Source organism: Halorussus amylolyticus, from assembly GCF_004143485.2.
GTDB lineage: Archaea > Halobacteriota > Halobacteria > Halobacteriales > Haladaptataceae > Halorussus > Halorussus amylolyticus.
Genome location: NZ_ML974133.1, coordinates 88,816 through 109,595, shown reverse-complemented (window position 1 = coordinate 109,595; position 20,780 = coordinate 88,816). Strand labels below are relative to the sequence as shown.

Annotated in this window: 19 protein-coding genes; 9 read left to right on the top strand and 10 right to left on the bottom strand. The window is 66.8% G+C overall.

Translation table 11 applies throughout. The annotated features are described in order from the left end of the window. Positions 1-70: 70 nt before the first annotated feature. A complete protein-coding gene (locus EKH81_RS09605; RefSeq protein WP_132058327.1) occupies positions 71-3,427 on the top strand; it encodes a DUF7282 domain-containing protein in 3,357 nt (1,118 codons plus the stop codon). A 25-nt stretch (positions 3,428-3,452) separates the two neighbouring features. Here EKH81_RS09605 and EKH81_RS09600 read toward each other — a convergent pair whose 3' ends face one another. From EKH81_RS09600 to EKH81_RS09590, 3 genes are all read right to left on the bottom strand, one after another. Next, entirely contained in the window at positions 3,453-3,680 is a 228-nt protein-coding gene (locus tag EKH81_RS09600; protein ID WP_132058326.1) for an H/ACA ribonucleoprotein complex subunit GAR1, read from the bottom strand. Beyond that, a complete protein-coding gene (srp19, locus tag EKH81_RS09595) occupies positions 3,680-3,961 on the bottom strand; it encodes a signal recognition particle subunit SRP19 (protein WP_132058325.1) in 282 nt (93 codons plus the stop codon). Before srp19 ends, EKH81_RS09600 begins: the two co-directional genes overlap by 1 nt. Positions 3,962-4,033: 72 nt before the next feature. Further along, on the bottom strand, positions 4,034-5,209 hold the full coding sequence (locus EKH81_RS09590) for a PGF-CTERM-anchored ABC transporter substrate-binding protein (protein ID WP_238392157.1): 1,176 nt from the start codon (positions 5,207-5,209) through the stop codon (positions 4,034-4,036). A gap of 60 nt (positions 5,210-5,269) precedes the next feature. Here EKH81_RS09590 and btuC point away from each other — a divergent pair, with 60 nt between their 5' ends. Both btuC and EKH81_RS09580 read left to right on the top strand, forming a co-directional pair. Next, positions 5,270-6,376 carry a vitamin B12 ABC transporter permease BtuC gene (btuC, locus tag EKH81_RS09585; protein WP_132058324.1) on the top strand — a complete coding sequence of 369 codons (1,107 nt, stop codon included), beginning with the start codon at positions 5,270-5,272 and terminating at the stop codon, positions 6,374-6,376. A gap of 310 nt (positions 6,377-6,686) precedes the next feature. Further along, positions 6,687-7,952, top strand: a complete 1,266-nt coding sequence (locus EKH81_RS09580; protein ID WP_132058323.1) for a heme ABC transporter ATP-binding protein — start codon at positions 6,687-6,689, stop codon at positions 7,950-7,952. Positions 7,953-7,979: 27 nt separating this feature from the next. Here the strand turns inward: EKH81_RS09580 and EKH81_RS09575 are convergent, their stop codons facing one another. Beyond that, the gene (locus EKH81_RS09575) at positions 7,980-8,246 is read right to left on the bottom strand and encodes a hypothetical protein (RefSeq protein ID WP_132058322.1); all 267 of its coding nucleotides are present in this window, start codon (positions 8,244-8,246) and stop codon (positions 7,980-7,982) included. A 106-nt stretch (positions 8,247-8,352) separates the two neighbouring features. Between EKH81_RS09575 and EKH81_RS09570 the strand changes: the two genes are divergently transcribed. Next, positions 8,353-9,066 (top strand): class I SAM-dependent methyltransferase, encoded by a 714-nt coding sequence (locus tag EKH81_RS09570; protein WP_132058321.1) that lies wholly within the window; start codon positions 8,353-8,355, stop codon positions 9,064-9,066. 14 nt (positions 9,067-9,080) lie between these two features. Here the strand turns inward: EKH81_RS09570 and EKH81_RS09565 are convergent, their stop codons facing one another. Then, on the bottom strand, positions 9,081-9,389 hold the full coding sequence (locus tag EKH81_RS09565) for a hypothetical protein (protein ID WP_132058320.1): 309 nt from the start codon (positions 9,387-9,389) through the stop codon (positions 9,081-9,083). Positions 9,390-9,538: 149 nt separating this feature from the next. Here EKH81_RS09565 and EKH81_RS09560 point away from each other — a divergent pair, with 149 nt between their 5' ends. Genes EKH81_RS09560 through cruF form a run of 3 tightly spaced genes read left to right on the top strand, consistent with a single transcriptional unit; the run spans position 9,539 to position 12,700 of the window. Next, the gene (locus tag EKH81_RS09560) at positions 9,539-11,020 is read left to right on the top strand and encodes a phytoene desaturase family protein (RefSeq protein ID WP_132058319.1); all 1,482 of its coding nucleotides are present in this window, start codon (positions 9,539-9,541) and stop codon (positions 11,018-11,020) included. A 2-nt stretch (positions 11,021-11,022) separates the two neighbouring features. Beyond that, positions 11,023-11,850, top strand: coding sequence for a prenyltransferase (locus tag EKH81_RS09555; protein WP_132058318.1), 828 nt, complete (start codon positions 11,023-11,025; stop codon positions 11,848-11,850). Then, complete coding sequence (gene cruF, locus EKH81_RS09550) at positions 11,843-12,700, top strand: bisanhydrobacterioruberin hydratase (protein ID WP_132058317.1); 858 nt, start codon at positions 11,843-11,845, stop codon at positions 12,698-12,700. The genes EKH81_RS09555 and cruF overlap by 8 nt, the downstream gene beginning before the upstream one ends. Here cruF and EKH81_RS09545 read toward each other — a convergent pair. After that, positions 12,697-13,653, bottom strand: coding sequence for a phytoene/squalene synthase family protein (locus tag EKH81_RS09545; protein ID WP_132058316.1), 957 nt, complete (start codon positions 13,651-13,653; stop codon positions 12,697-12,699). The genes cruF and EKH81_RS09545 overlap by 4 nt on opposite strands. A gap of 203 nt (positions 13,654-13,856) precedes the next feature. Here EKH81_RS09545 and EKH81_RS09540 point away from each other — a divergent pair, with 203 nt between their 5' ends. Beyond that, positions 13,857-14,210 carry a hypothetical protein gene (locus EKH81_RS09540; RefSeq protein ID WP_132058315.1) on the top strand — a complete coding sequence of 118 codons (354 nt, stop codon included), beginning with the start codon at positions 13,857-13,859 and terminating at the stop codon, positions 14,208-14,210. Between the two features lie 77 nt (positions 14,211-14,287). On the opposite strand, the gene leuS is transcribed toward EKH81_RS09540, so the two are convergent. Next, positions 14,288-16,996, bottom strand: coding sequence for a leucine--tRNA ligase (gene leuS / locus EKH81_RS09535; RefSeq protein WP_132058314.1), 2,709 nt, complete (start codon positions 16,994-16,996; stop codon positions 14,288-14,290). Positions 16,997-17,118: 122 nt separating this feature from the next. Here leuS and EKH81_RS09530 point away from each other — a divergent pair, with 122 nt between their 5' ends. After that, positions 17,119-18,204 carry a saccharopine dehydrogenase family protein gene (locus EKH81_RS09530; protein ID WP_132058313.1) on the top strand — a complete coding sequence of 362 codons (1,086 nt, stop codon included), beginning with the start codon at positions 17,119-17,121 and terminating at the stop codon, positions 18,202-18,204. 24 nt (positions 18,205-18,228) lie between these two features. On the opposite strand, the gene EKH81_RS09525 is transcribed toward EKH81_RS09530, so the two are convergent. The 3 genes from EKH81_RS09525 to EKH81_RS09515 all read right to left on the bottom strand — a co-directional run bounded on the left by EKH81_RS09525 (position 18,229) and on the right by EKH81_RS09515 (position 20,761). Continuing rightward, positions 18,229-19,074 (bottom strand): M55 family metallopeptidase, encoded by an 846-nt coding sequence (locus EKH81_RS09525; protein ID WP_132058312.1) that lies wholly within the window; start codon positions 19,072-19,074, stop codon positions 18,229-18,231. A gap of 120 nt (positions 19,075-19,194) precedes the next feature. Further along, positions 19,195-19,899, bottom strand: a complete 705-nt coding sequence (locus EKH81_RS09520) for an ABC transporter ATP-binding protein (protein ID WP_132058547.1) — start codon at positions 19,897-19,899, stop codon at positions 19,195-19,197. 88 nt (positions 19,900-19,987) lie between these two features. Then, positions 19,988-20,761, bottom strand: coding sequence for an ABC transporter ATP-binding protein (locus EKH81_RS09515; protein WP_238392168.1), 774 nt, complete (start codon positions 20,759-20,761; stop codon positions 19,988-19,990). Positions 20,762-20,780 lie beyond the last annotated feature (19 nt).

The window sequence follows — 20,780 nt, the reverse complement described above, 5'->3', positions numbered from 1 at the left end:
TAATCCCGCGAACGGAATCAACCGTTCTCGGGGTTCAAATCCGGAGCCGATGTGCGTGCGTAAGAGACCCATGCCAACAATCGGACACGCAGTGACCGTCCTCGTCGTCGGCCTGCTCGTAACGTCGGGCGCGGCAGTCGGCGCGGTACCGGCCGACCGGACCCCGAGCGCCGCCGACTCGTCGGCGGCCGAGCGCGCGGGGGCCGCGATTGACGGTCCCGAAGTGCTAGCCGAAACGCAGACCGCCGAGATTCGCGGCGAGAGTGCCGCGCAGGGCAGCAATCAGGCGAACGAGAATCAGCGACGGCAGGCCGCGACTCGCGGCGCGATAGAGGGTGCACTCCTCGCACGTGAGTCGGGCGCGACCGTCGAACCCGAGAAGCGCCGCGCCGCGGTCGAGGGCGCGGTCGAGGCGGCGACCCAGAGCCAGACCGCGAACGTCCGCCAGATTCAGTCGGCCGCGCGCGGTGCGGCCCACGGCGCGCTCGTCCAGTCGCAGGACGCGAACGTCGAGCAGGTGCAAGTCGCCGCGCAGGGCGCGACCGCCGGCCCGATACAGCAGGACCAGACCGCGAACGTCCGCCAGATTCAGGGCGCGGCGTACGGCGCGTCCCACGGCGCGCTCGCACAGCGACAGAAAGCCAGCGTCGAACAGATTCAGTCGGCCGCGCAGGGCGCGTCCCACGGCGCGGCGAAGTCGGCGGCCGAAAACGACGTGGACCACCTCGGCAAGATTCAGGAGGCCGCGCAGGGCGCGGCCTACGGCTCGCTCGACCAGCGTCAGAAGGTCGCTGTCGAGCAGATTCAGGCCGCCGCACGCGGTGCGTCGGACGGCGCGCTCGTCCAGACCCAGCGCGCCGACGTGAAGCAGGTGCAGGTCGCCGCGCTCGGCGCGGCCAAGGGCGGCGTGAAGAAGTCCAAGCGCCCCGACAAAACCGAGTCGGCGTGCAAGGGCGCGGCCGCGGGTGCGGTGAGCCAGACCCAGCAGGTCACCATCGAGCAGATTCAGGTCGCGGCGACCGGGGCGGCGACCGGTGCCGTCGTCCAGACCCAAGAGGTCAACGTCGACCAGATTCAGTCGGCCGCGCGAGGCGCGGCCCGCGGCGCGCTGGTGCAGGTCACGGTCGTGCAGGTCCAAATCGTGAACATCGTCCAGATTCAGGTCGCCGCGCAGGGTGCGGCCCAGGGCGCGGTCCGGTCGGCGGTCCAGAATCAGGTCGTGAACGTCCGGCAGGTCCAAGCCGCCGCGAACGGCGCGGCCAAGGGCGGCATCGTCCAGAGCCAGACAGTCAACGTCCGCCAGATTCAGGCCGCCACGCAGGGCGGGGCGTACGGTTCGCTCGTCCAGTCCCAGGAGGCGAACGTCGCCCAGATTCAGGCCGCTTCGCAGGGGGCGTCCCACGGCGCGCTCCGGTCGGCGATTCAGAATCAGGTCGTGAACGTCCGCCAGATTCAGGCGGCCTCGCAGGGCGCGGCGACCGGCGGCATCTCACAGAGTCAGGTCGCGAACGTCCAGCAGATTCAGGCGGCATCGCAGGGTGCGGCCGCCGGGACGGTCGTCCAGATTCAGGAAGTGAACATTCAGCAGATTCAGGTCATCTCGCTCGGTTCGGCGTCCGGCGCGGCGCAGGCCGCGGCCGAAGAGGGCGTCGAGGAGGTCGGACAGATTCGGACCGCGGCGCGACAGGGCGCGACCCAAGCGAGCGACGCGCTCGCCGAAAACCCCGATATCTCCCCGGAGGAACTTAAGGAGACCGCGAGCGAATCCTCCTCGCAGGTCGAGGAGGTGACGACGACCGAGACGGCGACTCCGGAGACGACGACCGTCGCGGAGACGACTACGGCTGAGGAGACGACCACAGTCGCGGAGACCACGACTGCGGAAGAAACCACGACCGCAGAGGAGACCACGACTACCGAGGAAACGACCACAGTCGAGGAGACCACGACTGCGGAAGAAACCACGGTCGAAGAGACCACCACGGCCGAGGAAACCACGACTGTCGAACAGACTACGGGAGTCGAGGAAACGACAGCAGAAGAAACGACGACCGCCGAGGAAACGACCGAGCCAGAACCGGACGTTCCCGACGTCGCGAGCGTCGTCTTCGAGGACAAGAGCGCCGAAAACGGCGACGTGGACGTCGATTCGGTCGCGCTTCCCGAGGGCGGATTCGTCGCGCTCTACGACGGCGACGGCGAGTTCGTCGGAGCCTCGGAGTACCTCGAACCCGGCGAGTACGAGGACGTGCCGGTCGAACTCGACGAGGACCTCGACGGCGAGCAGGTGTTGCTCTCGGTGCCACACCGCGACACCGACGACGACGAGACGTACGACTTCGCCGAGACCGGCGGCGAGGAGGACTTCCCGTACCTCGACGAGACCGACGAACTCATCTCGGACGCTGCAATCGTGGCGTTCGACGGCGAGGGAGTCGAAACCACGACCGCCGAACTCCCGACGACCGTCGAGCAGACGACTGTGGAGGAGACAACCGTCGAAGAAACCACCGCCGAAGAAACGACTATCGAAGAAACCACCGCCGAAGAAACGACTATCGAAGAAACCACCGCCGAAGAAACGACCGTCGAGGAAACCACGATTCTGCCGGACGAGACGACGACCATCGAAGGAACGACGACCGCCGAAGCGACCGAAGTCGAAGAGACGACAGGCATCGGTGTGGAGACGACGACGGTCGATGAAGTCACGGTGGCCGAAACGACCACTGCGGAAGTCGAACCGACGACCGTCAGAGAGACTACCACCACCGCAGAAGTCACCACGACAGCGGAAGCGACGACGACGGCCGAAGCCGAGTTCGCCAACGTCACCTTCGAGAACCAGACCGCCGACGACGAAGTAGTGATTGAATCCGTCTTCGTCCCGGACGGCGGATTCGTCGCGCTCTACGACGGCGAGACCGAGTTCGTGGGAGCCTCGGAGTACCTCGAACCCGGCGAGTACGAGGACGTGCCGGTCGAACTCGATGAGGATCTCACCGGCGAGCAGGTACTGCTCTCGGTGCCCCACCGCGACACCGACGAGGACGAGGCGTTCAGCTACCCCGAAGACGAAGACGTTGACATCCCGTACCTCAACGAGACCGACGAACTCGTCTTCGACACGGCGGTCGTGGACTTCGGTGGCGAGGAGGCCGCCACTACGACCGCCGCGCTTCCGACCACCGAGGAGGGAGACGGCGTGGTCGTCGATGAGACGACCGAGAACGTGTTCGACGACGAGACGACTGAGGAAGACGAGATAGACGACGAGACGCCCGAAGAAGACGGCGTGGGGGACGAGACGACCGCCGTCGATGAGACCACCGCGGCGTCGTCCGACCGAGTCCCGGCGAGCGCGACCGACCTCGGTGCACTCCTCGGATTCGGGGCCGCGGCGGTGCTGTTCGGGCGGTCCCGGTAGTCGCCGGGACTCTCGCGAGCCGATTTTATCTGGCGTAGAGTTTCTTGCCGAGCAGGGTCGGGAGTGCGATTCCCTCGTCGGGCGACACCGCCACGTAGGGACGGGCGACCGGCCCGAACACGTCCACGACCCGGCCGACCGTCGTTAGCTGTTCGTCCACCGCCTGCGTGCCCACGTCGGGGTGGTCGTCGTCCGAGCATCGCACGATGGCGAGACCCTGTGCGGTCCGGACGACTTCGCCGAGTCGATGCATCAGTCCCTCAGCGCCGTGACGTAGGCGGCGACCGCCTGAATCAGGTCGTTCTTCGAGGAGTCGTCGGCGTTCTTGACCAGCACTCGGCCTCGCTCCGTCCAGTTCTCCCGGGAGTACGCCTTGTCGCGTTCGATTATCGCGTCGTAGCCCACCTGCTGGACCGCCTTCGCGATTTCGTCTACCGTCGGCTCCTCGACGGCCAACTCCGCCGCGACCCGGCGACCTTCGTTCCGACTCTTTTCCGCGTCGAAGTACGCGGGCCAGAGGACTTTCTCGACCATACCCGAAGGTCGGACCGGCCCGTTAAACAGCTTTCCTGTTCGGAAGAACGAAAAGGGCGCGACGTTCGGCGGTCAGTTCCGGCGCGCGAGGAGCGCGGCCCCCGCGAGCGCCGCGAGCGCGGCGGGCACACCGAAGCCGGGCACGCCGCCCGACGAGTCGCCGGACGGCGACTCGTCGGGCGATTCGGTCTCAGCGGTGGTCGCGTCGGCCATCGCGTCCTCGGTGGTTTCGGCAGTGGTCGTCGTTTCGGGCGTGTCGGTGGTCGGCGCTTCCGTGGTCGTCTCGGTGGTGGTGGCAGTGCCGTTCGCCTCGGCGTAGGCGTCGGGGTAGAACGCCTGGGCCATCGTCACCATCGGCTCGACCACTCGGGGTCCGGGCTGGCTCGCGTAGTTGTTATCGACGGTGACGACGTTGCCGTCCTGAACCGCGTCGGTCCCGTTGTACGCGTCGGTCTGCGGGTAGGTGCCGAACGCGCCGAGTTGGACTATCCACTCGGGATTCTGCTCGACGATGACCTCCTCGCTTATCTGCTGGTAGCCGGAGATGTCGGCCTCCACCGCGATGTTGGTGCCGCCCGCGAGTTCGACCAGGTGATTGACGAAGGTGGCGTTTCCGGCGGTCCAGCCGCCGCCCTGCGAGACGAACACGCGCGGGCTATCCTCGCCTTCGATGGTCTCCTGCACCGTCTCGACTTGGTCCTGCATCGACGAGACCGTCTCGTCGGCCTCCTCGCAGTTGCCCGTGAGCTGACCCGTCAGTTCGGTCTTCTCGTAGATGTCCTCGATAGAGGTCGCTTCGCCGAACTTGAACACGGTCAGCCCCGAATCACGGAGCTGTTCGACCGTCTCGTTCGGGATGACGTTCGGTGCGAGGACGAGGTCGGGTTCGGTGGCGACCACCTTCTCGACGTTCACGTAGGTCCGGCCCGGAGCCGAGACGTTCTGCTTGTCCTCGATGCCGTCGAGGTACGCGGTGTACGGGTCGATTGGCGCGCCGACGACCTGCGATTCGCCGCCGAGTTCCCACATCGTTTGGGCTGCGCTCGGTCCGAGGACAGTGACGCGCTCGGGCCGTTCTTCGACGCTGACCTCGGTTTGCGTTTCGTCCGTATGCTCGGCCGGGAACGAACAGTCCTCCTGTGCTGTACTCGCCGTGACTCCGGCCGACGCTCCGGCCGAAACTCCGACCGGAACGCCAGCGGTGACTATCAACAGCGCGAGTAGCGCGCTCGCAATCTTGGAGTTCATCTACTCTCCGTTCCGACCGTATCCAATAAGTATTTACCTAAAGCAAGCTGGCTTTCAGACATGCGCTGGGGTGCGCGCGCCGCCGCGTGGTCGGCGGGATTAGCGGCGGCGCTCGCAATCGTGGTCGTCGTGAGCGCCGCAATCGGTCCGGTGTCGCTCGACTACGTCGTCGTCGGAAAGGTGCTGTTGAACGCGCTCGCAGTCCCGACCGGCGTCGAACTCGGCACGCGCTCGCTCCGAATCGCCGAACTCGCGGTCGCGGTTCCGGTCCCGTTTCCGGCGTTCGAATTCACCCCCATATTCGACTTCGCGGTGCCCCAAACAGCCGAGACCATTGTCGTGACCCTTCGGCTTCCCCGAATCGCGCTCGGCGCGGTGGTCGGCTTCGCGCTCGCGACGGCGGGCGTCGTGATGCAGGGATTCTTCCGAAATCCGATGGCCGACCCGTCCATCATCGGCGTCTCGTCGGGCGCGGCGGTGGGCGCGGTCGCCACCATCGCGATTCCGTTCGCCATCCCGTTCGGGCTTCCGACCGCCGCCTTCCTCGGCGCGATGGTCGCCGCGTTCGGCGTCTACCTGCTCGCGACCGAGGACGGCCGGACGCCGGTGGCGACCCTCCTGCTGGCGGGCGTGGCGGTCCAGACGTTCTTGGGCGCGGTCGTCTCGTTTCTCCTGCTCCACAGCGGCGAGAGCCTCCGCGAGGCGGTGTTCTGGCTGATGGGCCACCTCCACGTCGCGTCGTGGGACGACGTGACGTTCGCGCTCCCGGTCGCGGTACTCGGATTCGTCGTTCTGTTCGCGTACGCCCGTGACCTCAACGTCCTCCTGCTCGGCGAGGAGGACGCCCACGCGCTCGGCGTCGAGGTCGAGCGCACCAAGCGCCTCCTGCTCGCGGTCGCCAGCGTCGTGACTGGCGCGGCGGTCGCGGTCTCGGGCGTCATCGGCTTCGTCGGTCTCGTGGTCCCCCACGTCATGCGACTGCTCGTCGGACCCGACCACCGGGTTCTCCTGCCGACCTCCGCGCTGGCGGGTGCGGTCTTCCTCGTCGCCACCGACACGGTCGCGCGCTCGGGCGCGGCCGAACTCCCGGTCGGCATCGTGACGGCGTTTCTCGGCGCGCCGTTCTTCCTCTATCTCCTCCGAACGCGGGAGGTGCATGCGCTGTGAGGTGGGTTTTGGACGCGGGCACGCTCGGCCGAGTTTGGAATCGTCGCGCTCAGCGACACAAACCACCAGCAAATGCTCGGCGACTCAGACAACATCGGGTGGGACTGAAAGGGGCCGCCCGGTCGCGGGCCGAAGGCCCGTGGTCGTCTGTGCGGGCGACTATTTCCGCGCGGGCGGTGCGGAGAGCGCGGAAATATCCCGCACAGCGACCGCGACCGGGCGGGGGCTTTCTGGCTGTTCTCGGCTTTGCCAGCCGTGATTTCTTCGGGGACCTCGATATAAACCGAGAGATAAGGGGGGTCACAAATCGATGATAGAGATAGACGACGTGACGGTCGAACTCGGCGGCAATCGAATCCTCGACCGAATAACCGCCACCGTCGAGGACGGCCGGTTCGTGGGTCTCGTCGGGCCGAACGGCGCGGGCAAGACCACGCTTCTCAGGACTATCACCGGCGCGCTCGCGCCCGACGCGGGCGAGGTCCGGGTCGGCGGCGACAGAATCGCGGCCCTCTCCTCGAAGGAGGCGAGTCGCCGAATCGCGGTCGTGCCACAGGACACCGGCCTCTCGTTCGATTTTCCGGTCGAGGAGATAGTCGCGATGGGGCGCAACCCCTACCAATCGCGGTTCTCGACCGAGGGCGAGACCGACCGCGAGCGGGTCGCGGCCGCGATGGAGCGAACCGAGGTGGCGCATTTGGCCGACCGCCCGATTACCGCGGTGTCGGGCGGCGAGCGCCAGCGCGTCCTGCTCGCTCGCGCGCTGGCTCAGGACGCGCCGGTCCTCCTGCTCGACGAACCCACCGCGAGCCTCGACATCAATCATCAGGTCCGGACGCTCGAACTCGTCCGGGACCTCGCGGACGACGACGGAAAGACCGTGGTGGCGGCCATCCACGACCTGAACCTCGCGGCCCACTACTGCGACGAACTCCTCCTGCTCGCGGGCGGCGAGATTCGCGCCAACGGCCCGCCCGAGTCGGTCCTCTCGGAGGACCATCTCGAAGCCGCGTTCGACACGCGGGCGGTGGTCTCCAGCCACCCCGTCACCGGTTCGACCTACGTCACGGCCCTGCCCGAGCGCCCCGACGAGCGCGAGGGGCGAGTCCACGTCGTCGGCGGGGGCGGCACCGTCTCGGGCCTGCTCTATCTCCTCTCGGCCGCGGGCTACGAGGTGTCGGTCGGCGCGCTCAACGAGGGCGACTCGGACCTCGAAACCGCCCGGACGCTCGGTCTCGACGCCGTGACCGAGGAACCGTTCGCGCCGGTCGGCGACGCCGCCCGGCGCGAGGTCGAATCCCGAATCAGAGCGGCCGACGTGACCGTCCTCGCCGACGTGGAGGTCGGCGTTGGAAACCTCCCGAACCTCCGAGCCGCGCGCGAAGCCGATTCCGTCGTCGTGGTCGAGGAACGCCCGTTCGAGGAGCGCAACTTCGCGGGGAGCGACGCCGCCGCGACCTACGCGGAACTCCGAGAGCGCGGGCACGTCGTCGGCCCGGACGACCTCCTGTCGGCAGTCGAGAGAGCAGTGGCGGAAGCCGAATCCGAAGGCTCCCGGCGCGCAAACGCCGAATAAGCTACACGAATTTCCGCACCTACCGAGCTACAGAAACTGCCTTATCTGCCAGTAGAGGCCTTGGAGGACGTTCCGCGCGAGTGAAACCGGCGAGAGTCCCGCGTCGGGGTCGTCCGCGCGCTCGAACTCGGCGTCGAGCGCGCGCGACGGGACGCGTCGTATCTCGCCGGTGTGTCGCCGACGCCCGTCGGCGACTCGCAGGAGCGTCACCTCCTCCGACGCGCCGACGACGCGGTAGACGCCGGGTGTTCGGTCGTCCGCGGTCGGTCGGTAGTGGTCGCCGACGGTGGCCATGTCTCGTCCGTCTTTTCGCGCCTTCGTAACTCCATCGCCGGTGGCGGATGCTTCACGGTACCGTCTCTCACGAGAATTTTTGTCACCAGTGGCCGACGGTTCGCGTATGCCGGACCCGTTCGGTCGCGCGATTCGCGACTTCCACCGGGGCGAACAGGACGAACCGCTGATTCAGCGCGACGGCGAGCAGACCCTCGACCACCCCATCGAGCGGTTCTACTTCGGCGAGTTCGACGCGGCGGACGAATCGGGTGCGTGGCTCGATTCCCGACTCGACGGCCCGTTACTCGATGTGGGGGCGGGCGCTGGCCGTCACACCCTTCACTTTCAGGAACGGTTCGAGACCGTCGCCGTCGAAGTCAGCGACCACCTCGTTGAGACGATGGCCGAGCGCGGCGTCGAAGACGCTCGCCGAGGGGATATGTTCGACCTCCGCGAGTCGTTCGAGCGCGACCGCTTCCAATCGGCGCTCGCAATCGGCACGCAGTTGGGTCTTGCGGGGTCGATGCAGGGACTCCGCCGATTCTTGGGCGACCTCGCGCACGTCACGAGACCCGACGCGACTGCGGTGGTGGACTGCTACGACCCCGACCGGAACCGCGTCTCGGAGTTGTTGGGCTACCGGCCGGACCCGACGCCGGGACTGGCCTCGCGGGTGATGTGGTTCGAATACGAGGACGACACGGGCGAAACCCTGCTGTTTCGTCTGTTCTCGCCCGACCGCCTCCGGGAGGCCGCGGTCGGAACCGGGTGGGAGGTAGAAACGGTCGATTACGGCGACGACGGGCCACACTATCGGGCCGCGCTCGCGAAACGGTGAGTGGAGGCGGGCGGCTACGTCCAAACCGCCTGTCGCTGTTGGACCAGTTCGAACAGTAACAGCGCGGCGAACGTGCTCGCCGCGAGCATGACCATCGCGACGACACCCGTCTGCACCGTCGGGACGGCGATGCTCACACTGCCAAGAATCACGCCCGAAATCGCGGCGACAGCCGCCTGAATCGGACTCGGGAGCGCGGCGAATCGCTGGGCGACCGTCGGGTCGAGACCGACGATTCGGGTCCAGACGACGTACAGCGTCGTCACGAACAGGAACGCCAGTAGACCCACGCCGAGCAACAGCGCGAACTTCGCCCCGTCCATCGTCTCTCGTTGGAAAGGGGTCCCGATTCAGCTATAAGTGTATCGGTGTTAAATCATGTCTGTCTGCGTAGTATTGGGCCGACCCCCCCCCCCCGGCCGAAATCCGCCTGCCGCATCGTTTTATGTGGGTCGCGCCCCGACGAATCGACATGACACTCGCGGACAAGTCGGTCGTCGTAATCGGGAGCGGGTTCGGCGGCCTCTCGACGGCGTGCTATCTCGCCGACTCGGGGGCCGACGTGACAGTCGTGGAGAAGAACGACCAACTCGGCGGGCGGGCGAGCGTGCTCGAACGCGACGGCTTCCGGTTCGACATGGGGCCGTCGTGGTATCTGATGCCCGACGTGTTCGAGCGATTTTTCGGGCACTTCGACCGCTCGCCCGAGGAGTACTACGAACTGGAGCATCTCGACCCCCACTACCGGATTTTCTTCAAGGACGGCGACGAGGTGACCATCACGCCCGACCGCGAGGAGACGAAGGAGACGTTCGAAGCGTACGAATCGGGCGCGGGACAGATGCTCGACGCGTATCTCGCGGAGGCCGAGAACACCTACGAAATCGGGATGGAGCACTTCGTCTACACCGACCGGCCCCGGTTTCGTGACTACGTGGACTGGGACGTGTTTCGCCACGCTCGGGGCCTCTCGTTTCTCGGGTCGATGGAGGACCACGTCGCGGACTACTTCGACCACCCGAAACTCCGCCAGATAATGCAGTACACCCTCGTCTTCCTCGGCGGGTCGCCCAAGAACACGCCCGCGCTCTACAATCTGATGAGCCACGTCGATTTCAACCTCGGCGTCTACTACCCCGAGGACGGGATGGGCGGCGTCGTGGACGGCATCACCGAGTTGGGGACCGAACTCGGTGTCGAGTACCGAACGGACTACGAAGTCGAAGCGATTCGCGGGGAGGCGGGGAACTTCAGGGTGGAGACCAAAAACGAGACCATCCGCGCGGACCTCGTGGTCAGCGACGCCGACTACGCCCACACCGAGCAGGAACTCCTCCCGCCCGAGAAGCGCCAGTACGACGCCGACTACTGGGACTCGCGAACCTACGCGCCCTCGGCGTTCCTGCTCTACCTCGGCGTCGAGGGCGACGTGGACCCGCTCGCACACCACTCGCTCGTCCTCCCGACCGACTGGGACCCCCACTTCGAACGCACCTTCGACGACCCCGGATGGCCCGACGACCCGGCGTACTACCTCTGCGTGCCGAGCGAGACCGACGACACGGTCGCGCCCGAGGGTCACAGCAATCTGTTCGCGCTGGTCCCCATCGCGCCCGGATTGGACGACGACGAGGAGACCCGCGACCGGTACCGCGACCTCGTGTTGGACGACATCGCCGAGAACGCGGGCGTGGACCTCCGCGACCGAATCGTCGTCGAAGAGCGATTCTCGGTCTCGGAGTTCACCGAGCGATACAACAGCGTCGAGGGCACCGCGCTCGGTCTCGCCCACACCCTGCGACAGACCGGGCCGCTCCGCCCCAATCGCCGGTCGTCGGAGGTCTCGGGCCTCTACTTCACGGGGTCGTACACCACGCCCGGCATCGGCGTCCCGATGTGTCTCATCGGCGGCCAGCACACCGCCGACGCCGTCGCCGAGGACTACGGAGCGTAGCCATGCTCCGCTACCTCCTCGTCCTCTCGCGGCCTCGGTTCTGGCTCTACCTCGCGGGGCCGGTCCTCGTCGGGGTCGCCTACGGCGCGTCGGCGGTTCCTGACCTGTTCGACCCCGTCGCAGTCGCGCTGTTCGCGTACTTCCTCGTGCCAGCGAACGTCTACCTCTACGGCGTCAACGACGTGTTCGACGCGGATATCGACGCCGAGAATCCGAAAAAGGAGGACAGAGAAGCGCGGTATCGCGGCGGGAAGACGGTCGTCGCGATAGTCGCGGTCTGCGGCCTCACGGGAGTCGCGCTCGCCGCCGTCGTCCCGTTTCGGGCGGCGATTTGGGTCGCGGGCTTCCTCGTCCTCGGCTATGCCTACAGCGCGCCGCCGTTCAGGCTTAAGACCAAGCCGCCGCTCGACTCGATTTCGAACGGCCTGTACGTTCTGCCGGGCGCGGCCGCGTACGCCGCGCTCGCGGGCCGCCACCCGCCCGCGCTCGCGCTGGCGGGCGGGTGGCTCTGGGCGATGGCGATGCACACCTTCTCGGCGGTTCCGGACATCGACCCCGACCGCCGGGCCGGGATTCGGACCACTGCGACCGTGTTGGGCGAGCGCAAGACGCTGGCGTACTGCGCGGTCTGCTGGCTCCTCGCGGCCGGAGCCTTCGGCCTGCTCGACTGGCGGGCCGGGGCGCTTCTCGCGCTCTACCCCCTGCTCGCGATTTGGGTGTCCGAAACCGACGTGTCGGTGTCGCGGGCCTACTGGTGGTTCCCCGCGATAAACGCGTTCGTCGGGATGGTGCTGACTCTCGGCGGTCTCTGGAGGGTCGTCCGTGGGTAGCGCCGTCCCGTCGCTCGCTGGCGGTCTCGACCGCGATGCGGTCGAGACCGCGCTCTCGGACCTCGTTCACCAGAATCGGTTCACCATCGCGGTCGTCTTCCCGATAGTAGGCGCGGTGCTGTTCGTGGCGAGCCACGAGGAACTGCTCCCGCCGTGGCTCGCGATGAACCCCGCGCTCGTGCTGTTCGGAACGCTCGTGATGCGGACGCCCCTCGTCGCGGGTCTCGCGCCACTCGTGGACCGGAAGGCCGTCGCGGGCCTGCTGGCCGTGACGGCGTACAGCTATCTCATCGAATTTATCGGCATCACGACCGGGCTTCCCTACGGCGAGTTCCACTACCAGACCGAACTGGGACCGATGGTGGCTGGCGTGCCGGTCGGCCTGCCGGTCTTCTTCCTCCCGCTCGTGGTCAACAGTTACCTGCTCGCGCTCCTGCTGTTTCCGCGACTCACCCCCCGGACGCGGGTGGTCACGGCGCTCGGACTCGTGCTCGTGGTGGACCTCGTCTTGGACCCGGCGGCGGTGGCAATCGGCTTCTGGGCGTACGACGGCGGCGGTCTCTACTACGGCGTCCCGCTGTCGAACTACGCCGGGTGGGTCTTGAGCGGCCTCGTGGCGGTGTCGGCCGTCGAGTACGCCTTCGATACGGACGCGCTGGCGGCGCGACTCGACGACTGTGAGTTCATGCTCGACGACTTCGTGAGCTTCGTCCTGCTCTGGGGCGCGACCAACGCCTACTTCGGCAACTGGGTCGCCGTGGCGCTGGCTGGCGCGCTGTTCGCGGGACTCCTCAAAACAGATAGATTCGACTTCGACGTAGTGGGTCGAAAGCGCCCCGAGTCGAGCTAATCGACGTGCGGGGTTCCGCCGGGGAACTCCGCGCTCCCCGAAGCGTCGTCGCCGTCCGGCACGGCGCTGACCTTCCGGAACACCGTCTCGGGGTCGCCCGACCACTGCCAGTGCCACCGGGTCTTCGCCCAGAGCCACGTCGCTCGCGGCGTGCTGAGTTCGGGCGGCGAGGTGAGCACGTCGTAGTCTCGCGCCCTGATGAGTCGGTGGTATTCTGCGTACAGTACCGCGGCGTACAGCACCGCGAACTGACAGTCCTCGGGGAGAAACTCGATTCCCGCGACGCCCGTTCGGTACCGGCGCTCGGCGCGCCGGACCTCCTCGGCCATCGCGGCGCGGAAGCCCTCGGTCGGGTCGCAACGCCGAATTTGGGCCTCCGTCACGCCGTGACGCTCCCGGGTCGTGCCCGGCAGGTAGATGCGGTCGTGGTCTTCGATGTCCTCGCGCACGTCGCGCAGGAAGTTCGTCAACTGGAACGCTTCGCCGAGCGCGACCGCGTGGGGTTGCGCCCGGTCGGGGTCCTCGATACCCATAATCGACTGCATCATCACCCCGACGGCGGCCGCGGAGCCACGGACGTACGACTCGACTTCGTCGTACGTCTCGTACCGACTCTTCTCGATGTCGGTCAGCATCGCGTCGATGAACTCCACGATTTCGTCGTCCGGGATGGCGTACTCCTCGCGCACCTCCTGAAAGGCGGCGAGGACGGGGTCGTCGGTCTCCCGGCGACCCAGCGCCTCGGCGCGCAGTTGCTCCAGTCGCTCGCGCTGTTCCTCGGGCGGGAGGTCGGTCGCGCCGTCTACGACTTCGTCGGCCACGCGGAAGAACGCGTAGAGGACGTAGGTCGGGTGGCGCACCCGCTCGGGGAGCAGTCGCGTCGCGAAGTAGAAGGTTCTGCCAGTCCGCTGCTGTATCGTCTTACTCCGTCGGAGTTGTCGGTCAGTGACCATTCGATATCTCCTGTGTTCGAGAGTCCGGCCGTGCAGCGGTGCCGCGGTACCTGCAGTACGGCCGCGTGGGAGTTAATTGTTGGCGTCGGCGAACGCATCACTGTTTTGATTTGAGTGCGACGGCTGGACTCGACGAAAGCCCGCTCGGATGACCAGCACCGTACCCGCCCGTCGGACAGACTTTTGAGGGAGGAGAGTGACATATGGTACCGAACAACTCGCACGAGTGCGAGTTCCGGTACTCAGACATGACCGCCGAAAACACAGACTCACCCACGGACGAGACGCGCCAAACCCCATCGACGGGCGGCGACTCCGACGCGGGAGTCGATTCGGACGCCGACCGAATCGAAGCCCTCGAATCGTCGCTCGACGCGCTCGCCGACCGTGTCGCCCAACTCGAACGAAACCTCGCGTGGATAGCGCGCCAGCAGGCCCGCGAAACGGGCAACGGCGTCTGCCCCGAGTGCGACACGGGCGGCGGCCTCACGGTCGAGCGGAGTCCGAGCGGCAAAAAGCGGGTGACGTGTTCGCGGTGCGAGGAGACGTTCGATTAGCGACTCCGGTCGGTCCGCGAGCGCCCGCGAGCGGACGCCCCGGACGGGTCCGGCCGACTACGGACGGGTTCGGCCGACTACTCCGCGATGTCGATGGCCGGGCGGCCGGGTTCGGCCTTCCCGGCGAGGTCCGGGTCGGCGTCCTCGGCGCTCTGGACGACCACGTCGGCTCCGAACTCGCGTTCGAGCAGCCACGCGGCGCGTTCGAGCGCGGCACGCTCGCGCTCGGGCGAGAGTTGCTCGTCGAGCGCCTCCGACCGAGCGGCGAGGTCCTTCGCAAAGTCGGCGGCGTCCTCGCCGCGCTGACGGAGTTCCTCGTCGCCCATGATGGTGCCGACCACGTTTCCGTCGGCGTTCATCGCGATGTCGCGCGCACGGTGCTTCCACTCGGGCGAGACCGCGAGCGTGATGGTTTCGGGGTCCTCGATGCCGACGGTTTCGACGATGTCCCGAACGTCTTCGCGGGTGTTCTCGACGAGTCGGCGCTCGATGTGGTAGTCGTCGGGCGCGTCGGCGGCGGGCCAGTCGGCCTCCGCGAGAAGCCCCTCGTTGCCGAGTCGCTCCCAGACTTCCTCGGCGAAGTGGGGCGCGACCGGCGAGAGAATTTTCACCGCGGCCACCAGTCCGCGCTCGAAGGTCTCGGGGTCGGGCGCGGTGTGTTCGCGGTACCGGCGCAACAGCGAGAGCGTCTCGCGGACGGCCTGAAGCGCGTGGTTGAACTGGAACGCCTCGTACTCGTCGGTCGCGGTGTCGATGGTCGCGTCGATTTCCCGCGCCACGTAGTCCGCGACCGGCGAGTCGGCAGACTCGCCGGTCGCGGCCTCGTCGCTCGTTCGGTCCGTGACCTCGCCGTCGGCGTACTCGTCGGCCAGTTCGTAGACGTTCTGGAGGAACCGGTACGAGGACTGAACGCCGTCGGCGCTCCACGCGAACTCCTTTTCGGGTTGGGCGGCCTCCATGATGAACAGTCGCGCGGTGTCGGCACCGTACTCGTCGATGATTCGCTGGGGCGAGACGCCGTTTCCGAGGCTCTTGGACATCTTGTGGCCGTCCTCGCCGAGGACCATCCCCTGATTGGTCAGTTCGGTGAACGGCTCGCGCACACCGTCCACGAGGTCGATGTCGTCTAAGACCTTCGTGAAGAAGCGGGCGTAGAGCAGATGCATCACGGCGTGTTCGATGCCACCGACGTATCGGTCCACGGGCATCCAATCGCTGGCGCGCTCGGCGTCGAAGGGTGCGGTTTCGAGGTCCGGGGAGACGTACCGCAGGAAGTACCACGACGAATCGACGAACGTGTCCATCGTGTCGGTCTCCCGAACTGCATCGCCGCCGCAGTCGGGACACTCGACGTGTTTCCACTCTTCTGCGGCGTCGAGCGGATTGCCCGTGGTGTGGACGAACTCCGGGAGTTCGACCGGCAGGTCTTCGTCGGGCACCGGGACATGACCGCAGTCGTCGCACCGAATCATCGGGATGGGCGTTCCCCAGTACCGCTGGCGCGAAATGCCCCAGTCGCGGAGTCGGTACTCGATACGGTGTTCGCCGTCGAACTCCTCCACGAATCGCTCGCGGGCCGTCGCGCTGTCGAGACCGTCGAACTCGCCGCTCTCGACCAGCACGCCGTCTTCGGGATAGGCTTCTTCCTGCACGTCTACATCTTCGGGGTCCTCGTCGGCGTCGGCGGCCGGTTCCACGACCTGTCGGATTGGGATGTCGTGGGCCTTCGCGAAGGCGTGGTCGCGCTCGTCGTGGGCCGGGACGGCGTACAGCGCGCCGGTCCCGACGTCCTCCAGCACGTAGTCGGCGACGTAGACAGGAATCTCCTCGCCGGTCGCGGGATTGGTGGCGTACTCGCCGGTGAACACGCCCGAGGTCTCGTCCACTTCCTCGTCGTCGTCGTGTTCGACGCGGTGGACGTACTCGGCGACCTCGTCGTTCTCCTCGGCGATTTCCTGAGCGACGGGGTGGCCGGGCGAGAGCGCGAAGTAGGTCGCGCCGTAGATGGTGTCGAGTCGCGTCGTGAAGATTTCGACCGGGCCGTGGTTCGAGACCTCGAACTCGACGCTGTCGCCCTCCTGACGCCCAATCCAGTTGCGCTGCATCTCCCGGACGTTGGCGGGCCAGCCGTCGAGTTCGTCGAGTTCCGACAGCAGTTCGTCGGCGTAGTCGGTGATGGTGAAGAACCACTGCTTCATCTCGCGCTGTTCGATGGGCGTGTCACACCGCCAGCAGAGTTCGGCCTCGCCCTCGACCTGCTCGTCGGCGAGGACGGTCTCGCAGGAGGGACACCAGTTGAGTTCGGCGGTCTGGCGCTCGACCAGCCCTTCGTCGCGGAATCGCTTGAACAGCCACTGATTCCACCGGTAGTAGTCGGGTTCGCAGGTCGTGACCTCGCGGTCCCAGTCGTAGCCGAAGCCCATCGCCTTCATCTGCTCGGTCATGGAGTCGATGCACTGCATGGTCCAGTCGCGAGGGTTCGTGTCGCGCTCCTCGGCGGCGTTCTCGGCAGGCAGGCCGAACGAGTCCCACCCGATGGGGTGGAGGACGTTCTCGCCGCGGAGTCGCTCGAACCGGGCGTAGGCGTCGGTAATCGTGTAGTTGCGGACGTGACCCATGTGGAGGCTCCCGGAGGTGTAGGGGAACATGGCGAGGACGTACTCGGGGTCCTTGGCGTCGTCCTCGATGTGGAACACGTCGGCCTCGTCCCACTCGCGTTGCCACTTCGGTTCGACTGTGGTATGGTCGAAGCCTCGCTCACGCTTGGCTTCGGGTTCGAAAGTCATTATATCGAAAGTCAGGTCACGACGATACTATACCTTTCCCTTCTGCCAGACGCGGATGCGTGACTGAAACGACGTACGCCGTGGCCCCGTGAGTTTTGCCCGTCACGACCCAAGTACGAATCATGGAGAACGAACTCCTGCTCTACGGGTCGTACGGCTACACGGGGTCGTTAATCGCCGAGTGCGCGGTTGAAGCCGGACTCTCGCCCGTCCTCGCCGGGCGAAGCGCCGAGAAAGTCGAGCGACAGGCGACCGACCTCGGACTCGACCACCGGGTGTTTAGCCTCGAACACCCCGAAGTGGTCGAGCGACAACTCTCGGAGTTTTCGACCGTTCTCAACTGCGCCGGGCCGTTCTCGAAGACCGCGCGACCGGTCGTCTCGGCCTGCCTACAGACCGGAACCGACTACCTCGACATCACGGGCGAAATCGACGCGCTCGAAGCCGTCGCCCGACGCGACCGTGACGCCGAGGACGCCGACGTGACTCTGCTCCCGGCGGTCGGGTTCGACGTGGTGCCGACCGACTGCCTCGCGGCGCACCTCCACGACCGACTCCCCGATGCGACTCGGCTCGCGCTCGCTATCGACGCTCCCGGCACACTCTCGTCGGGCACGGCCAAGTCGGTAATCGAGGGACTCGGACGACCGGGTGCGGTTCGGGAGCACGGCGAAATTCGACCGGTTCCCTCGGCGTGGAAGACCCGGCGCATCGACTTCGGGCAGGGGGCCAAACCCACCATCACCATTCCGTGGGGCGACGTGTCCTCGGCCTACTACACCACCTCGATTCCGAACGTCGAGACGTACGCCGCGGTGCCGGAGTACACCGCTGAGGTGATGCGGGCGACTCGACCGCTCGCGCCGCTCCTCGGTTCGCGACCGGTTCGAACGGGCCTGAAGCGACTCGCCGACGCGACGGTTTCAGGGCCGACCGCCGACGAGCGCGCGCGGAACGAGAGCCGAATCTGGGGCGAGGTCGCGGACGACGATGGGAATCGTGCGGTCGCGCGTCTCCGGACGCCCGAGACGTACGATTTGACCGCCCGAACCGCCGTCGAGTCGGCCCGGCGCGTCCTCTCGGGAGAAGTTGCGCCGGGGTTCCAGACGCCCGGGTCGGCGTTCGGCCCGGACTACGTGCTGGCGTTCGACGGCGTCGAGCGCGAGGACGTGAACGGAGTGTCGCGGGTCGATACGACCGAGAAGTGAGGCGTACGCCGACAGTCCCGGCGCTCACCCGTAGAACTCGTTCTCGCCGGGACCGCCCGCCCGGAGCATCCCGACGGTCGCTTCGAACGCCTCCGGATAGTCGTCGCCGGCGACCGCGCTCGTGCGGTCGCCCGCGCGCTCGACGCCCGGCGCGCACGCGGCGCGCGCCGCGAGATTCGTCGTCGCCCAGTCGGCCGCGATTCGGGTCGGCGTCTCGACCGGGGGCGATTCGAGGTCGCCCGCCGCGGCGCGCTCGACTGCGCGCTCGGCTCCGTCGCGAATCGCGGCTTGCGACTCGGTAGGCGGCGGACACTCGGCCGTGAAGCGGTCGATACCCGTCTTCACGGCGACCGTCTCGGGCGTCTCTCCGAGTTCGTCGCGGGCCTCCGCGGCGGTGTAGTCGTCGCCGGTCACGAGACCGACCGGAACGCCCTCCGCGGCGGCGAGCCGGGCGTTCCACCCGAGTTCGCCCGCCTCCGCGCCGTTGACTCGGAGACGGAGGAGCTTCGACCCGAAGAAGGTGTGATTGAGGACCGCGCCCGCAGTGCCCGCCATCGCGTGATAGCCGACGAAGAAGGCCACGTCGTGGTCGGAATCGAGGCCCTGCATCATCGACCGCGGCTTGGTGCCGCCCCGAATCAGGGTCGCGCGGTCGTCCAAATCGGTGCGGTCGAGATTCCGCATGCTCGAATGAGAATCGTTGACTAGCACTTCGGCCGCGCCGCCAGCGCACGCGCCCTCGATTGCGGCGTTCACGTCGCCGTGGAGCAGTTCCGTGCCGCGTTCGTATTCGGGTTCGCCCCGGACCACGTCGGGTGCGCCCGCGATGCCCGAGACGCCCTCCATGTCGGCCGAAATGAAGACTCGCATACTCGTATCACCGAGAGCGCGGCAAAAAGCGTTCGCGTGTCGGAACTCTTCCAAAAGCCGAGGTGCGGACCGAAGCGTCGGCGGTTCCGCCGACGCTTCGAGTCGCCGCCGAGACTTCGACTACCCGCCGAGGAAGTCCTGCCGGACGTCCTCGTCGTTCAGCAGTTTGTCCCCCTCGTCCACGTATCTGTTCTGGCCGTTCACGAGGACGTAGCCCCGGTCGCACCGCCGAAGAGCCTCCTTGGCGTTCTGCTCGACCATCAGGACCGCGGTGCCCGCCTCGTTGATTTCGTCGATTTTGTCGAACATCTCGTCCACGAGGTCGGGCGCGAGGCCAGCAGAAGGCTCGTCGAGCAGGAGCAGGTCGGGGTCGAGCATCAGCGCGCGCCCCATCGCGAGCATCTGCTGTTGGCCGCCCGACATCGTCCCGGCCTTCTGGTCCTTGCGCTCTTCGAGAATCGGGAAGCGGTCGTACACCATCCGAAGCGCGTCTTGAGGCACTTCGTCGAGGATGTACGCGCCCATTTCGAGGTTCTCCTCGACGTTCAGCTCGGCGAACACGTTGTCGTTCTGCGGGACGTAGCCGAGTCCCTTGTGGATGACGTCCTCGGGCTTGGTGGCGGTGATGTCCTCGTCGGCGAACGTCACCGTCCCGCCCATGTGGGTGGTCAGGCCGAACACCGACTTCATCACGGTGGACTTCCCGGCCCCGTTCGGGCCGACGATGGTGACGTACTCCTCGTCGGCCACGTCGAGGTCCACGTCGGTCAGAATTTGCAGTTCGCCGTACCCGGCGTCGAGGTCGCGGACTTCGAGTAAGCTCACGCGAACCACCTCCGGCGTGCGTGAGTGTGAGGTGGCGAGTCGCGGCCCGCACAGCGCCCGAGGCGCGAGCAGGAACGTCTCGACGAACTCATACTTCACCTCCGAGGTAGGCCTCGATGACTTCCTCGCTCTGTTTGACTTCGGCCGGCGTGCCGTCCTTCAGCACGCGTCCCTGATGCATGACGATGACTCGCTCGCAGTTCTCCATGATGAGGTCCATGTCGTGTTCGACGATGAGGAACGTGTAGCCCTGCTCGCGGAGTTCGTGGACGTGTTCGAGCAGTCGCTTCTCCAGCGACGGATTCACGCCCGCGAACGGCTCGTCGAGCAGGAGCATGTCGGGGTCGGTCAGGAGCGCGCGCGCCATCTCCAGCAGTTTCCGCTGACCGCCCGAGAGATTGCCCGCGTACTCCTCGGCGAGGTGGTCGATTTCGAAGAAATCGAGCACCTCCCACACGCGTTCTAAGTGTTGGGTCTCTTGGCGCTGTACGTCGCTTCTGACGCCCGGCGTGACCGACCGCCACAGCGTCTCGCCGATTTGGCCCTTCGGCGCGAGCATCATGTTCTCCAGCACCGTCATCTCCTCCAGTTCGCGCGCGATTTGGAACGTTCGGGCCAGCCCGCGATTCGCGATTTCGTGGGGCGCGAGACCCGTAATCTCCTCGCCGTTGAACCGAACCGTCCCCGAATCGGGGTCGTGCATCCCGGTGATGAGATTGAACGTCGTAGACTTCCCGGCCCCGTTCGGACCGATGAGACCGGTGAGCGACCCCTTCTCGACCTCGAAGCTCACGTCGTCCACCGCGGTGATGCCGCCGAACGTCTTCCGCAGATTCTCGACTTCGAGCGGGACGGTGCTCATCTCGTCGGTGTCCTCGATG

What these genes read in the sequence shown, in the direction of transcription:
- EKH81_RS09605 (WP_132058327.1), top strand. Translation starts at nt 71, where the DNA reads ATGCCAACAATCGGACACGCAGTGACCGTCCTCGTCGTCGGCCTGCTC.
- EKH81_RS09600 (WP_132058326.1), bottom strand. Translation starts at nt 3,680, where the DNA reads ATGCATCGACTCGGCGAAGTCGTCCGGACCGCACAGGGTCTCGCCATC.
- srp19 (WP_132058325.1), bottom strand. Translation starts at nt 3,961, where the DNA reads ATGGTCGAGAAAGTCCTCTGGCCCGCGTACTTCGACGCGGAAAAGAGT.
- EKH81_RS09590 (WP_238392157.1), bottom strand. Translation starts at nt 5,209, where the DNA reads ATGAACTCCAAGATTGCGAGCGCGCTACTCGCGCTGTTGATAGTCACC.
- btuC (WP_132058324.1), top strand. Translation starts at nt 5,270, where the DNA reads ATGCGCTGGGGTGCGCGCGCCGCCGCGTGGTCGGCGGGATTAGCGGCG.
- EKH81_RS09580 (WP_132058323.1), top strand. Translation starts at nt 6,687, where the DNA reads ATGATAGAGATAGACGACGTGACGGTCGAACTCGGCGGCAATCGAATC.
- EKH81_RS09575 (WP_132058322.1), bottom strand. Translation starts at nt 8,246, where the DNA reads ATGGCCACCGTCGGCGACCACTACCGACCGACCGCGGACGACCGAACA.
- EKH81_RS09570 (WP_132058321.1), top strand. Translation starts at nt 8,353, where the DNA reads ATGCCGGACCCGTTCGGTCGCGCGATTCGCGACTTCCACCGGGGCGAA.
- EKH81_RS09565 (WP_132058320.1), bottom strand. Translation starts at nt 9,389, where the DNA reads ATGGACGGGGCGAAGTTCGCGCTGTTGCTCGGCGTGGGTCTACTGGCG.
- EKH81_RS09560 (WP_132058319.1), top strand. Translation starts at nt 9,539, where the DNA reads ATGACACTCGCGGACAAGTCGGTCGTCGTAATCGGGAGCGGGTTCGGC.
- EKH81_RS09555 (WP_132058318.1), top strand. Translation starts at nt 11,023, where the DNA reads ATGCTCCGCTACCTCCTCGTCCTCTCGCGGCCTCGGTTCTGGCTCTAC.
- EKH81_RS09545 (WP_132058316.1), bottom strand. Translation starts at nt 13,653, where the DNA reads ATGGTCACTGACCGACAACTCCGACGGAGTAAGACGATACAGCAGCGG.
- EKH81_RS09540 (WP_132058315.1), top strand. Translation starts at nt 13,857, where the DNA reads ATGGTACCGAACAACTCGCACGAGTGCGAGTTCCGGTACTCAGACATG.
- leuS (WP_132058314.1), bottom strand. Translation starts at nt 16,996, where the DNA reads ATGACTTTCGAACCCGAAGCCAAGCGTGAGCGAGGCTTCGACCATACC.
- EKH81_RS09530 (WP_132058313.1), top strand. Translation starts at nt 17,119, where the DNA reads ATGGAGAACGAACTCCTGCTCTACGGGTCGTACGGCTACACGGGGTCG.
- EKH81_RS09525 (WP_132058312.1), bottom strand. Translation starts at nt 19,074, where the DNA reads ATGCGAGTCTTCATTTCGGCCGACATGGAGGGCGTCTCGGGCATCGCG.
- EKH81_RS09515 (WP_238392168.1), bottom strand. Translation starts at nt 20,761, where the DNA reads ATGAGCACCGTCCCGCTCGAAGTCGAGAATCTGCGGAAGACGTTCGGC.